At 46.6% G+C, this 13645-nt stretch carries 11 protein-coding genes and 1 CRISPR repeat array (1 of these 12 cut by a window edge); all 11 genes read right to left on the reverse strand.

Annotated elements, in window-relative coordinates; all coding sequences use genetic code 11:
- Positions 1 to 198: direct repeats of the CRISPR family, unit length 28 nt; unit sequence TTTCTAAGCTGCCTGTGCGGCAGTGAAC; it begins 3667 nt to the left of the window's first position.
- A gap of 155 nt (positions 199 to 353) precedes the next feature.
- The 11 genes from cas6f to rnm all read right to left on the reverse strand — a co-directional run bounded on the left by cas6f (position 354) and on the right by rnm (position 13432).
- Positions 354 to 992 (reverse strand): type I-F CRISPR-associated endoribonuclease Cas6/Csy4, encoded by a 639-nt coding sequence (gene cas6f, locus L2712_RS07080; RefSeq protein ID WP_248977329.1) that lies wholly within the window; start codon positions 990 to 992, stop codon positions 354 to 356.
- Between the two features lie 9 nt (positions 993 to 1001).
- On the reverse strand, positions 1002 to 2030 hold the full coding sequence (gene csy3 / locus L2712_RS07085; protein ID WP_248977330.1) for a type I-F CRISPR-associated protein Csy3: 1029 nt from the start codon (positions 2028 to 2030) through the stop codon (positions 1002 to 1004).
- A gap of 11 nt (positions 2031 to 2041) precedes the next feature.
- Positions 2042 to 2956 (reverse strand): type I-F CRISPR-associated protein Csy2, encoded by a 915-nt coding sequence (gene csy2 / locus L2712_RS07090; RefSeq protein ID WP_248977331.1) that lies wholly within the window; start codon positions 2954 to 2956, stop codon positions 2042 to 2044.
- Positions 2953 to 4227, reverse strand: coding sequence for a type I-F CRISPR-associated protein Csy1 (locus tag L2712_RS07095; RefSeq protein WP_248977332.1), 1275 nt, complete (start codon positions 4225 to 4227; stop codon positions 2953 to 2955). Before L2712_RS07095 ends, csy2 begins: the two co-directional genes overlap by 4 nt.
- A gap of 14 nt (positions 4228 to 4241) precedes the next feature.
- Positions 4242 to 7616 carry a type I-F CRISPR-associated helicase Cas3f gene (gene cas3f, locus L2712_RS07100; RefSeq protein WP_248977333.1) on the reverse strand — a complete coding sequence of 1125 codons (3375 nt, stop codon included), beginning with the start codon at positions 7614 to 7616 and terminating at the stop codon, positions 4242 to 4244.
- The gene (gene cas1f / locus L2712_RS07105; protein ID WP_248977334.1) at positions 7613 to 8602 is read right to left on the reverse strand and encodes a type I-F CRISPR-associated endonuclease Cas1f; all 990 of its coding nucleotides are present in this window, start codon (positions 8600 to 8602) and stop codon (positions 7613 to 7615) included. The genes cas3f and cas1f overlap by 4 nt, the downstream gene beginning before the upstream one ends.
- Before the next feature lie 336 nt (positions 8603 to 8938).
- Positions 8939 to 10201 (reverse strand): tyrosine-type recombinase/integrase, encoded by a 1263-nt coding sequence (locus tag L2712_RS07110; RefSeq protein WP_248977335.1) that lies wholly within the window; start codon positions 10199 to 10201, stop codon positions 8939 to 8941.
- Positions 10202 to 10382: 181 nt separating this feature from the next.
- Positions 10383 to 10994, reverse strand: a complete 612-nt coding sequence (gene scpB / locus L2712_RS07115) for an SMC-Scp complex subunit ScpB (protein ID WP_248977404.1) — start codon at positions 10992 to 10994, stop codon at positions 10383 to 10385.
- Between the two features lie 15 nt (positions 10995 to 11009).
- Complete coding sequence (locus tag L2712_RS07120) at positions 11010 to 11798, reverse strand: segregation and condensation protein A (protein ID WP_248977336.1); 789 nt, start codon at positions 11796 to 11798, stop codon at positions 11010 to 11012.
- 156 nt (positions 11799 to 11954) lie between these two features.
- Positions 11955 to 12575: an L-threonylcarbamoyladenylate synthase gene (locus L2712_RS07125; RefSeq protein WP_033539212.1), complete on the reverse strand. Its 621-nt coding sequence runs from the start codon at positions 12573 to 12575 to the stop codon at positions 11955 to 11957.
- Positions 12572 to 13432, reverse strand: coding sequence for an RNase RNM (rnm, locus tag L2712_RS07130; RefSeq protein ID WP_248977337.1), 861 nt, complete (start codon positions 13430 to 13432; stop codon positions 12572 to 12574). The genes L2712_RS07125 and rnm overlap by 4 nt, the downstream gene beginning before the upstream one ends.
- Positions 13433 to 13645: the final 213 nt, after the last annotated feature.

Raw genomic sequence — 13645 nt, forward strand, 5'->3', positions numbered from 1 at the left:
GCCTGTGCGGCAGTGAACAGGTCTTAAGGTCATCGAGATCAACATGCGACTTTCTAAGCTGCCTGTGCGGCAGTGAACAGATGGAGCAGTTAAAGGCGTTACCCTGCAATTTTCTAAGCTGCCTGTGCGGCAGTGAACGCAAACGCATTACCCACAACTGGAGCATGCTTTTTCTAAGCTGCCTGTGCGGCAGTGAACCATAGAATAAACCAATAAAAATAAGCTGCAACAGGCTGTTAGGATGAAAACAGTCTTTTTACCTTGTCAAAAACCGCTTTCTGCAACCATTTGAATTTTATATAAATTTTAAAAGAGCAAAAATAAAGGGTAAAAATTACCCTTTTTCGTTTAATTTAAAAGTGCGGTACGGTAGCCAATGTTGACTGTCCATTCGCTTTGGCACTCAAACCATAACAATCGAAGCCCTCATCTTGTGAAGCGCTTTGTTGCTCCATCTGAATAAACAGTGGAAACTTGCTGCTTTTTTCTGGGGATCGCTGCTTCGTTTGCTGGCTATGCAAGTAAATAAACGGCAAAGAGCACAATGCAGTCGGCTTGCTTTGTTGCAAATCCGCCAAGCACTCAACCAACGGTTTACCGGATTTTTCTGCCCATAGTGCGGCTTTTTGCTTCATATCCCGCTCTATACGTTCAGGAGATTTAACCTGCTTGCGCACAAAGCTTACATAAGTCACATCGTTTGGTACGGGTTTGATCCCTTTGATGTGCACATAGTCTTCTAGCCGAGTTAGCCAACTGTGGATATCCAACTTTTCCAGTGTCGCTTGCTCTTTTGCAAAGAGACGCAACTTACTGCCGAGCGGAAACTTCGCTTGACGATAACCAGGAAAACCAACCGCAACGAGCGATTGATTGCTAGCCACTTTGTGCTCCACCAAAGCAATGTGCACTTGTTGAAAGACGTTTTGCCAAAGAAAGCCCAAGGCAATGTCGGCATCTGGCAATAAAGTGATCTCTTGGTAGTAGTTCATCACTGCCACCTATTTGTCACTTTCGCCAAATACACCACCACGCACCAATACTGCCATGACGTAATGCTCATCTTCTTCACGGGGCAAGCTTTCACCACGCGCCCATTTATCAAAAAAGGTGTAAAAGTCATTTTTTTTAGGTGTTCGGAATGCCTTACCTAAATTGGTAACTGCACCATAAACCTCTATTGCAATAGCACCCGCACTTTGCTCCTCAGATGCGTAATCTGGGTACCAAGTATCAATGGAACGCAGTGCGTTACCAATTTTTTGTGAGTGCATCGCAGCATGCTCATTAACCGCATATAGGATTTTACTTTTCTTGGATTTGCTATTGCTTTTATCCATTACTAACTCTTCACTTGGGTAAACTTCTTGGGCTTTACCGACCTTGGCGTAGCAATCAATTTGCAGCATCAAATTATCCGTTTCACTGGCTAGTGCCTGAGCAATTCTGTCAGCCAAACTATTGACCTGTGAATCGATATGATCAAAGTGCCGAGTGCTGAATTGTTTGGCATTAAAAGTCCACGCCTGCTCAGCCCCTTTGTTTAATGCCCTGACTTGCACTTCAATCTCTTCTGCGCCAACGCGGTTGCGCCATAGAAAACGGGCATTGGCAAGGTTGGTGGCATAGCGTTTCGCCAATTCGAAACAGCCATATTTGGTAATGTACTGAGAAACCGCAGCGCTGTAGCTCTGTTTGAACTGTGCATTGTTACACGCCGACGGTTGGGCAAGCCCCCCTAATACTTTGAGCGTGAAATGTAGCTTCAGGGTATCTTGCTCTAGCCCCAACGCACAGGCATCCACCCGCTGCGGGTTTGGAGATGCAATATCCATATCAAGCTTCATAATATCCTTTTCACCACCTTTATTAAGGCGGTGGGAAACTGTGCCACGCACTGATTTTTCTTGCAGGACTAATGGGCTTGCTTGCTCTTTGGTTTCCCACTGGCATCCAAAGAGATAACCATCAGATGGGACGAGTTTTTTTTCAAATGCGAGTACTGATGCGATGTCGTTATTTTTAGCCATGAGGTTGTTCCTTATTGATGTTCGTTGATAGCGTTAACTGGCTGACAAAGGTAAAGATCGTTTTCTAAATCGGGGTGATATTGCCAAAGGATGTCATCGAGATGCTTGATTTTGTGCACCATGACAAATTCACCCAGCGTGACAACACTTTCGGCAAAGCGATGCGGCACTGATGGATCGCGCTGATTTTTTGCCTCACCTAATGGTGAAATACCTTGAAAACCAGCGGCAATCGGCACAATCCAGCCAGTCGTTTTGCGTTGGCTATGCCAAACAACACTTTGGTCCTCAAGCTGCTCACAATGATGGTGCACTGTGAGATAACCCAGCAGCGCATCTATTGCGTCATCACCCTGTTGCATTGCATCAATCATTAAATCGCGGCGTTCGATCAGCACATAACCAGGCATTAACTGGCGCAGAATTCTGCCAGTATCATCCTCAGTGATCACAGATTTAACTGAGGGCTTCCCAAGGGCAAGAACGTCGCCCCCTGCGACTTTCATCGTCGCGATCACTGCTTGCAACTGCTGGGTAAAGTCATGCTGCTGAACTTGCTCCTCATTGCCACTCCACTCAATGACGAGGGATACATCTAAGTGACAGCGAGCTTCCTCGATAAATGATGGTCTTACAGCATTACCATCTGGTTTACCTTTCTCAGCCTTGGGCTCTAAAGGGTTTCCTGTACCGACAATCGAATAGACATAGTCACCTTCGCCTTTATAAGTCTGTACATCACAACGGTGGCTCACTACAGCAGCACTATGCAGCATGAGATCGGATAACCCTGCTTGGCTGAGCTTGCGCTCTAAAGCATGCACAAAGCCTAGCCATGCCGTCATGGCCGGAAAGCCAATAGTAAAGGGGCTTGAAAGTGCATTGGCGTTGTGAATTTTAAGATGCGGTAAAATCAATACGTTCATCGCAAGTTCTCCTTATTGCTGACAACCACCTTTTCTATCGCCAGCAGCTCTTGGTCTGCCAATGTGACGGGACTGGCGATCACTTTGCTGCGGCTGTAATGGTTGATTAAGCCTCGCGCAATGTAGCGAATGATTTTATCGAGCCACTCATCCTCTTGTTGACGCTGCTCAGCAAACTCTGGATAGAGCCAGATTTTTTGCTCCAAAGGCAACGCACTCGATAATTCACCAGAATACGCTTCAAGAAAAAGACGTACTTGCCACATTTTCTCAATCACTAAATCAACGTATTGCTGAATGCGGTAGTCACGGCCATCACGGAGATTGATGTTGTTGTAGTCGGCTTGAAAAAGTCGATGCAGCGATTCAAGCACCTCTTTGGCTTGCCAACCGGTAAAACTCTCTTTGAAAAAATCCGTTCTCGGCAGCCTGATATCACGAGGTACTAACTCCGGTGGAATGGAGGATAGCAAATGTGCTTTACCTGCAAATTTATTGTTTAACACACTTATATTTGCTGGTTTAGTTCCACCAAATCCTATCGTGGTTAGGCCAAATATTTCTTGGTAACCAGTGGGATGATATTGATTTAACTTTTTGTACTCTCGTACTCTATTTGACTCTCTACCAAGCTCATCAAGGCGTTGGCGGAGCTCAAATAAGTGCCCAGAATGCGTCAATAAAGAAAGTAAGTGATACTGCTGATCTGCGACCGGAAAATAAACCTGCTTGATTTTTGAGTTCGTAGATGTTTTTTCACTTGTTCTTTTAATAGCTAAGAAGCTTGACCGGAGTTGTTCATAGTCAATACCTTTTAATGTTAAAAGCTCTCTAGCTACTTTAGTTTCAGACTCGATGTGTTGAAGAACACTCATACCATCAGAAAGAGTAACTCGAAGGAAATCTTCAGCAGCCAACGCGCCAGCATCTCCAACTGAATCAGTCAAATCAAATCTCACATTGCCAGATCTGACAAAACCATCATTGCGTTGATTTCCTTCAAATAATACAGGAGATACAAATGTGCCATCCTTAATATTTGTTTTTCCAACGCCTGTACTTGGATGGCTAAACTTACTTGGATGAGTAGTTAACGCCCTACTACATGTTCTACGCGCCGCAGCAGGCAACCAATTGTCTAATAGAAAGTTTTGCTCACACTCCTGTTGTTTTTCCAATACTTCTGCGTCAGACATCGCTGCACTGACATTCTTCTTTAGCCATGCTTCTTTACGTTCCGAAAAAAAGGCGGCTATTGCTGGATCTATCACGCCACTCTCCTCCATTATTTGACCTTAACCAACCCTAGTTGGTCGTTGTAGCTGTATTGCTGATTACCTTCACGGTAGACAAAACTTATTTCGCCATAGCGCACTGAGGTGGCAAACTCCTGCTCAGGGCTTGGACTGTATAAACTGACTAACTCGCTATAATCACGTTGTAGCCAAAGATTCTGTTGCTGCATTGGTGGAAGCGGCAGATGTTCAATATTCAAGGTGCGTTCAATCGGGTGTAAACCGCCCTGCTCTTCACGCAAACAAAACTCAATGCTGCGCGCTTTTTTAACTAAGTAAATTTGTACTGTGGGTTCACTTTTACGAAAGCGTTTGAAGTATTGCGGCAGTGCGGTAAGCCACCAGTAGCCGTGAATATGACCATGCAGATGCTCGTGCCAACATGACTGCGACGCACTGTTGCGGCGATTACGGCTGTATCTCTCCTGACGGCTGATATTGACTTGCTGTGGTTTGCCAATATGCTCGTTACCAAGGGTTTTCGCGGTGGCAAAGTGCTCTAAATCCGCTAAGTTGTTGCGCGGTTCTAGCACAGCTCGCTTTTGAATACGGACAATGGCATTAACCGCTTTCAGCAGCGACTTTTCATCCACCAACTCACATAAATCATGAGTGGCGAGCTGGGTGGCGCTGTCTGTTTCATAGCCGGGATGATTAAATACTCGCTCGGCGCCGCCCTTGAAGCCTTTGACGTTGTATTGCAACAAGCCAATATTGGGCTCCTGAATCTCGCCATCACGATGCCTACGTACTCGGCCTGCCATTTGAATGATCGAACGAAAAGATGAGGGCTCAATCACCGCCCAATCAAAGTCATGATCACGCCCCACTTCTTCAACTGGGGTGGCAACCAGAATGAAAATCAGGTTTTTTGCTTGGCAAGCGGTTAGGTGTTCGCGTATCACGGGATGAGCAAACGCTTTGGGTAATTCGCCCGTTTTCTCTTTGCGCTTGAGTACCTCATCCAAATGCTTTTCTTGCTCATGGCGCAGCAACAGAACCTGCTGGCTGTGATAGGCCATGCAACGCACTTCGGTATCGGCAGGCCAATCACAACTGAGTAGATATTGGGTTAATTCGACGCAAGGTTGAATATTGGCAACCCGAACCACGCCAAACGAGACTCCCGTTTGGCTCTCTGGTTCTAACGTGTTGTGGTGCTGGTGTTTGGTCAAAACCGCTTGCTTCACTGTCTCGAAATACTGTTTTTCTAGCGGTTGATCATTCTGTTTAATACATTGAATGATATTGGCTTTTCTCTTCGCGACCTGCTGTTTTAGTTTATCCACACGTTTAAAAACAAAGCGTTGTTGGAAAGCATCATAGGCAGCTAAATCAGCATCATCGCTGCCCACCAGCTGTGTATCGGTACTAAATTCATCGACATAAACACAATTAACAGTACTGACTCGATCACGGCTAGCAGCAAAGACTGCCCAGCCTTGGCGATAAGCATTGTATAAACCAAGTGCTAAATCCGGCGGTATGGTGGCCGAGGAAATCATCACTTTGCGCCCCAGCATGCCCGCCAAATGCACTAATCGGCCAATCGCAATCAGATCATCGCCGGTAAAGTCGTCAATTTCATCAATCACCAAGTCGGATGACATTAAACGTAAACAGGGCAGAATATAGCGTCCACCGCGTTTGGTTTCCGTCGCTGCCATGATGTGGTCGATGGTGCACACCAGTACTGGGGCATACAGAAGTTTTCGATCTTTTTCTTTAGTTAAAACAGTCGTGAGTTCTTCTTCAGGCAGCACACCTTGCCAATCCAGAGCATCGTTTTCATCTTGTAGACTCTCCAAAGACTCCGAACCAGCGTCAGCTTGTTCAGGTTCAATGTCGTCTTTTTCAACCGTCTTACCCGATTTATGTAACTCTGAAATAGCTTTAGAGCCAATAAGCACAGCCAAATCGCTCTCTTGCAGTTTGAGCCGTTCTTTGTATTCGTCGCCAGTTTGCAAAGTAAGTGTGCGCAAGCCTAGCGCCAAAATAAAACGCAGGCTTTCACCATCTTCAGATAACGCCTGCATAATTTTGGCGTTGGCGATGGTTTTACCACAACCGGTACTGGCCATGTTCACCACAAAATAGCCTTGGCTTTTATCTTCCGTGTGTTCACGCCATTCGCTGATTTTGCGTACCGCTTTATCTTGCCAGCGGAATGCTTTAGGCGTGTTGGTCTTAGGTGCAAGCTCGCTGAGCTCGGTGGCTTTTAGCGGCTCAGTTTCAAAAAACGGCAGTAACTTCACTGTGTTCACCGCGACTTTAGCGACATTAACTAAGTGCTCATCCAGCTTTTGTTTACGCGCTTTGGTGATGGGATCGGTGTTAGCGTACAGCTCTATCGACGTTTTCCATTGATGATCATTGGGTTGTGAAGAGTAATAGTGGTCACCTAACATCAGGCACAATCGAGCGTGGTGTAGAATCCCCCGCCAACTACCATCATTCATTGCCTGATCGAGTAAAGGTAGGTGATGTAATAAGTCTTTCGCGCGGCGTTTTAGTTCAGCAAGCCAAATCGAGGAATTGGAAAGTAGCCCTAACGGAAACTCAAAACATTTCGGCAACAGCGCGTTGTACTCATCAAAGCGATTTTCATAGCCCCATGCTGGGGTAATTCTGTCCAGCAGCCCATCGAGAGAAGCGTTACTCACTTCACGCTGGTCGTTACATAGACCTTCTTCTTTTGGCAACGGCAATCGGTGATGAGAAACGATCAACCAAGCGATCAAAGCTGCCGCTATCGGTAATTCGGCAAACGCCTTTTCTTTTGGTAATACATTGTCATTAAGCCAAGTTTCATCAATGCCTTGATTAATTAGTGTGCCCAGCCAAACCTCATCAAGGCTTTCGTGAGTTTGACTAGAAACCCATTGTTGAAAGAGCAGACAGGATATCCACTCATGGCGTAGCGGATCACCTTTATGCTTGGTTTTAATTTCTGGGTTTAATTTTTCCTGAAAAAGTAAAGATGCTTTACCCCAATCGTGGAGCAAAGCAGCCATGCCAGTGAGCGCTTTAATCAGTGGCAAATATTTCCAATCACTTTCATAGTCGCTGTTTAAGAGGTCTTTCTCTGTACTGTTTACTGGAACATATCCCTCTGCATTAAATTTCTTTTTGTTGCCCACTACCCATAAAAACTGGCTGCGCGAACGGGAGCGGATCCAGTGGCAACTGACGGCGGTGCTGCGGCTGGCGGTTTGGCGCAGCATTTTTTTCACCGTGAGTAACCCTTCTTCGGTGGTGAGGGTTTGCCACGTGTTATCACCTATCCGGTTGGCGAAAGCATCCAGTACACGGCGGGTTTTCTTGAGGGCGTTTTTCTCGCATTGGCTAACAAAGGTGACCATCATAATTCGCGTGCCTCGCGCTCTTCTTCATCTTTGCCTTGCAGAGCGATACTTTTCACTATGTCAAACATGAAGTCGAGCGCTTTGTGTTCGATGAAGGCATGTAGAATTTGTTGGCGAAACTCTTGTTCTGTGGCGTTTTCTTTGGCGCAAACGAAGGCCCACGGCAGCACAATGGCATCTTTGACTAAGTCCGCGACATCAAACACCAAGGCACCACGGCGGGTTTTGCCATGCATGACGGCAAAGCCGTGAGGAATGCCAAGCACCCACAAACAGCTTGCAGCGAGCCCATAGGCTAAGTAGTTGCCGTGATTGAGAAAGTCGTTGGCTTTGTCCGTGCATTTTGTGTCTGGCTGATGCTGGCGAGTAAAACCGTCTTTGCCAGTGTTATTGGCGGCATACTTGTATAGCACTTTGGTGAGTTGCGCTTCTGTAAGCTGAAGTTCCGCAGGATTACTGGCAGATTCGGTACGCTGGTGGAAAGTATCAAGCGATTGTTTCATCACTTCATCTTGCAGATTAAATTTCTCATGGGTTAATTCGCGATCAGCTCGCCAAACGCGCTGCAAGTAATCAATCCGAGCATTTTGAAATTGTTTCGCGGCGGCCAAGCGTTTTTCATCATCAAACCAGAATGAGAGCCAGCCTTGTAAGTATTCAGTTGGGCGATATTCGCTCTGTGGCGTGAACCACTCCACCTCGCAAGCCATGTGCAATGGCGTGCCACCGCCACCACAAAATCCGACCAATACACCAGCCTGTGAGAGCATGCGCATTGCGGCTTGAGTAATTGAAGTGCCGTTACCGAGCATGAGTACTGTGGTGTTGGCAATCGGAATATTGAAGTAGAGGTTTTCTTTGTCAGCTTCAGCTAAATATAGCACTCGGCCATCTTTTTGCATCACGCGGCAGTATTCCAAATAAAACATATTGGCGCGCTTGGAATGCAAAATAGATTTTAAATCAGAGGGTGAAAAATCTTCCATAACAATCCATTGTCATATGATTTAACTTCATGTAATTCCTTGAAGTATCAACATATCAACCATGGCTTTATTTGGCTATAACTTTATTCACATTTACAGATATTATGTCTTCTAATGTGATCGGCCTAGATATAATTTTAGGTTCATTCTGTTTTAAAAAGCGCCTTCTGATACTTTGGTATCGCATCTGTCTTTCGCGATTCTGACCAAAGCAGCTTGGTTTAACCTTTTAAATCTCAGACACTGGCAGATGAATGAGAGCAAACTCTGCACTCAGCAAGACACAAAATCCACCTTCAAATGTAGTAGTTATGCACAAAAGTCCAAATGAAGTTGCTACTTTACGGCCTTAAGCTCCACCACATTCTCATAAGCTGCAGGATCCTTAAGCTTCTGCAGCTTATGCCACCACACCTTATAGGCTTTCGCCTGTTCCTCTAAGTAATCGTGATGGTCATAGATTGACTGTACGCCATCAAGCTTATGCCCCAGCATAGTTTCAGCGACCTCAGTAGTGGTGATCTTACTCATATTAGTGCGCTGTGTTCTGCGCAGATCGTGCATGGTCCAGTCATTATCGAGCGGAGTACCATTCTTTATCGACCAGGTAATGATAGGCCTTGCCATGCGTGTCACTACCGCTTGAGAGTAAAACTCACCATCTTTAGTAGGAAACATTATGTCCGTTTCGCTTAGCGACATAGCCAGCTCAATCACAGGCTTAACCTCTTCAATGATTGGCCTCACCAGAGCACGCTTCATCTTGTAGCCTGTCTTGTGGTTTTCAACCGGCACAGTCCATATCATCTTGTCCAGATCGAAATGCTGCTTTAATGCCAGGCGCAGCTCGCCAATGCGGCAACCATAGAACAATGCCAAAAAGACCAAGATGCGATTACCCAAGCGCTGACGATTCGCAAGCTCAATGCCCTGCAGCAATATGGCTAACTCATCGTCGCTTAGGATGCGTGAGCGACTACCAAGTGAGATGTTTAGATCTTCCTTTGACTCGATGCCCGCCAACTCATTGACCTTAATTAGGCGGCGTCTAACGGCCCACTTCAACGCGCGTCGACTAACGCCCAACACCAGGTTGGTGGCGGTTGGCTTTTTCGCGGCGAGTGATTCAAGCAGATCAAGCCATTGATGAAATGACACCTTATCGACTTGCTTATTTCCTAGTGTTGGGAATACGTTGATCTCGAGCGCGCGCAAATACTCCTTTGCCGTTTGCTCTTTAACGTTTGAGCGGCCTTCGCCAAACTGTGAGTTATGCCAGGCACGAAAAATACTCTCTATCGTGCCATCGTCGCCATTAGCTTTAGCCGCTTTTTCTCTCTTCGCTTCTCTGGGATCAATGCCATTGAGCAGGAGCTTGCGCTGTTCTTCGCAAAGATCTCGCGCCTCTTTTAATGACATTAACGGATATGGTCCAATATCGATACGGGCACCTTTACCATTCCATTGGTAACGCATTTGGAAAGTGATGACGCCCTTTGCTGAAACACGAATACTTAAACCGTCACGATCAGCACGTTCAAATGCCTTGGTTGAAGGTTTTCCTAAGTTAGCCTTAAGCCATGAATCAGTTAATGCCATATCCTTTCACCCCTGTGTACATAATGAAATTTTGTACGGGATTATGTACAAAAATTTCGAGTTAGGTTCTGAATGGAATCGAATAAAAAAATACTGAATAAATGATTTTTTATTGCTTTTTCAATAAGTAGCACAACCAAAACGAAAGGATGTGAATGATAATGAAATCGCCAAATTAGAATCACTCATTAGTAGACTCTTCATCGGTTTTAGGCGCCGAAGCAGAATCAGTAATCGCCTGACTCTGACCAAACAGCGCCGCTAATGACTCGGCATCGGATAAGGGAGGAAGGTCCGCTATCGTGTCCAAGCCAAAATAGGCTAAAAATTCATTTGTGGTCGCATAGAGCCCGGGCCTGCCCGGCACCTCTTTATGACCAACAATCTTAATCCAATGTCTATCGGATAAACTCTTGATAATGTGGCTTCCTACTGCCACACCGCGCACAAACTCTATGTCTGCACGGGTCACCGGCTGGCGATAAGCGATCACCGCCAGGGTTTCCAAGGTCGCTCGTGAATAACGCGGCGCCTTCTCTTGCCACAAGGGCTGTAAGTAGGGGCTCAGGGTTTCGATAGACTGAAAACGATATCCCCCGGCAACCTTGACTAACTCGATACCGCGCCCTTGATAGTCCTGCTGCAACTCCTCGATAGCGGCCTTCACTTTAGCGCGGGAAACGCTAAAATTTGCCAGCACACTCTCGTTTAACTGCTTGATAGAGACAGTTTTCGCCATCACAAACAAGCTAGCTTCGATCAATTGCTTAAGTTGATCAGGGTTTATTTGCAGTTTCTTACTCGACAATCAATAGGCCCTAACATGTATGGTCGACAGTGGCTGCGCCTGAATAAGATCGACCAATAGCTCCTTTACCAGCTCCATCAGTGCAAGAAAGCTTACGACCACGCCCGCTCGCCCTTCGGAAACATCAAACAGCTGCTCGAAAGGCACATAAGACTTGCCTTCTAGCATAGCCAAAATTTGTGTCATGCGTTCCCGTGTCGACAGGTGTTCACGCCTGACATGGTGATGCTCAGTCGCTTCCACACGCTTTAATACGGCGGCAAAGGCGCCTGCTAACTCTACAAGCGACACAGATGGCGGCAGCAACACAGGTTTAATATCTGGTGCCGGTTGCACTTTAGCCTGAAACACATCACGCTCTAACCTAGATAAGGCATCGAGCCTTTGCTGGGCATCTTTAATCACCTCATAGGCTCTCAGTTGCCTGATCAGCTGCGCCCGCGGGTCGTCCTCTTCCTCTTGCGCTAACTCTGGCTTAGGCAGTAGCAGCCTGGACTTGATCTCGGCTAAGGTCGCCGCCATCACCAGATAGTCGGCAGCCAGCTCTACCCTCGCCCCCTGTAACAGCTCAATATATTCAAGATATTGATCCGTTACTGGCGAAATCGCCAGCTCTACCACATCCAATTTCTGTTTGCGGATTAGATAGAGTAAGAGATCAAGCGGTCCTTCAAACGACTCAAGGAACACCTCTAGCGCCTCGGGAGGAATAAAAAGATCCGCCGGTAGTTGCTTAACCGGTTCGCCTCTGACCACGGCTAAAGGTAAACTTTGTTGAGTCCCCTGCATCCGCTCTCCCAATTACCAAGCCCCAAAAGCGTTATGACTCAGACCTTAGGGCATGAATCCTTGAATCTTAGGGCTTGAATCTTAGCGCTAAAAATAGTGTGCTAAACGACACCAAACGCGCGATTATACCTGCTAAATCTGCCAATAGACAGGGCTTTAACCAAACTGACTCACGTCACCAGCGCCTTCACGTAAGATCTCGATATCGCCCTCGGAGAGATCGATTACCGTAGTAGGTTTCTCGCCAAGGTATCCGCCATGAATGATCACATCAACCTGGTGCTCTAAGATGTCACGAATATGTTCGGGATCTGACTCCGCAAACTCAGCGCCAGGTAAAATCAGACTGGTAGACATCAGCGGGGCATCGAGTGCTTCAAGCAGCGCCAGTGCTATCACATTGTCAGGTACGCGAATACCTATGGTCTTCTTCTTAGGGTTTTGCAGACGCTTAGGCACCTCTTTGGTCGCCTTGAAGATAAAGGTATAAGGCCCTGGTGTATTGTGCTTCAGCACGCGATAAGCCTGATTATCGACCCTGGCATAGGTCGCCAATTCCGACTGGTCACGTACCATCAAAGAGAAGTTATGATCATTCTCAATTTGACGGATGCGCACTATGCGGGTCATCGCGTCCTTTTCACCAAGCAGGCAGCCCAGGGCATAACCCGAGTCTGTGGGATAAACCACGACACCACCTTGCTTGATCACATTGACCGCCTGATTAATCAGGCGGGTTTGAGGGTTTTCCTCATGTACATAAAAAAACTGACTCATGGGGTTTCCATCCAATTATCCATTTGCCAAACCCAATCGACTCCTTGGGGTTGGAACATATTTTTACCCAGCTCTAGCCAACTACCTGGAAAGTGGAAATCACTTCCCAGCGAGGCATACAGACCATTGAGCCGACTCAAGGCTATTAAATTATTACGATCATCCAAGGTTTGCTGACCCAGCACCACCTCCATGGCATCGCCGCCAGCCTGCTTGAACTCCCGTACCAAGCGTTTCAACCATTTTGCCGATAGCTTGTAACCACTGGGGTGGGCAAGTACCGCAATACCACCGCATTGGTGAATGAGTTCAATGGCCGTTGCCATATCAGACCAATTGTTAGGCACATAGCCAGTCTTGCCCCGCGCCAAATACTTCTTAAACACGGCGGCGGCATTGTTGGCGTACCCGTTGTCGGCTAACCAACGAGCATAGTGGCCACGACTCAGCGCGGCGCCGTCGGCTAATGCCTTAGCACCTTCATAGGCGCCGTCAATGCCAGCCTTAGCCAGACGCGTACCTATCTCCTCAGCCCTCGTCTCTCGCAGCGCCCGCTGCTCAATAAGAAAATCATTGAACCCCTGATGCTCGGTGTCGATATTGAGCGCAACGATATGAATATCAAAGTTGTTCCAACGGGTAGACACTTCACATCCATTAATCAGGGTCAACGGCACATCCTGGCTCTGGTTGAACTCGTGTGCCTCTTTTAAACCGGCTAAAGTATCGTGATCGGTAATCGCCAGCATCTGCACCCCATTACTTAGGGCTCTGGCCACTAATTCTGAGGGGGTTAACTGGCCATCGGAAGCCGTAGTGTGGCTGTGAAGATCGATTAAACGCGTTTCATTTGTCATCCCTTTATTCTACTCGACTTTGTTATTAGAAACATCTAATTGGATGAAATTGGATGAGAATCGTTAAATATCCTTGTCAATCTGTACAGCTTAAGATCAAAACCAGGTTAATAGGGCACAAATAGAGAAATATTCAATTGACAAGGCAACAGATGGGATGTTTTGATATAGCCAAGACAAAGATTCAACTTTTACGTGAGACAAACATTCAAT

The sequence above is a fragment of the Shewanella marisflavi genome (genome assembly GCF_023283925.1).
Lineage (GTDB): Bacteria > Pseudomonadota > Gammaproteobacteria > Enterobacterales > Shewanellaceae > Shewanella > Shewanella marisflavi.

Excerpts from the sequence above, each read along its gene's own strand:
- cas3f (WP_248977333.1), bottom strand. The coding sequence starts at position 7,616 with ATGATGGTCACCTTTGTTAGCCAATGCGAGAAAAACGCCCTCAAGAAA.
- cas1f (WP_248977334.1), bottom strand. The coding sequence starts at position 8,602 with ATGGAAGATTTTTCACCCTCTGATTTAAAATCTATTTTGCATTCCAAG.
- cas6f (WP_248977329.1), bottom strand. The coding sequence starts at position 992 with ATGAACTACTACCAAGAGATCACTTTATTGCCAGATGCCGACATTGCC.
- csy2 (WP_248977331.1), bottom strand. The coding sequence starts at position 2,956 with ATGAACGTATTGATTTTACCGCATCTTAAAATTCACAACGCCAATGCA.
- csy3 (WP_248977330.1), bottom strand. The coding sequence starts at position 2,030 with ATGGCTAAAAATAACGACATCGCATCAGTACTCGCATTTGAAAAAAAA.
- L2712_RS07110 (WP_248977335.1), bottom strand. The coding sequence starts at position 10,201 with ATGGCATTAACTGATTCATGGCTTAAGGCTAACTTAGGAAAACCTTCA.
- L2712_RS07125 (WP_033539212.1), bottom strand. The coding sequence starts at position 12,575 with ATGAGTCAGTTTTTTTATGTACATGAGGAAAACCCTCAAACCCGCCTG.
- rnm (WP_248977337.1), bottom strand. The coding sequence starts at position 13,432 with ATGACAAATGAAACGCGTTTAATCGATCTTCACAGCCACACTACGGCT.
- L2712_RS07120 (WP_248977336.1), bottom strand. The coding sequence starts at position 11,798 with ATGCAGGGGACTCAACAAAGTTTACCTTTAGCCGTGGTCAGAGGCGAA.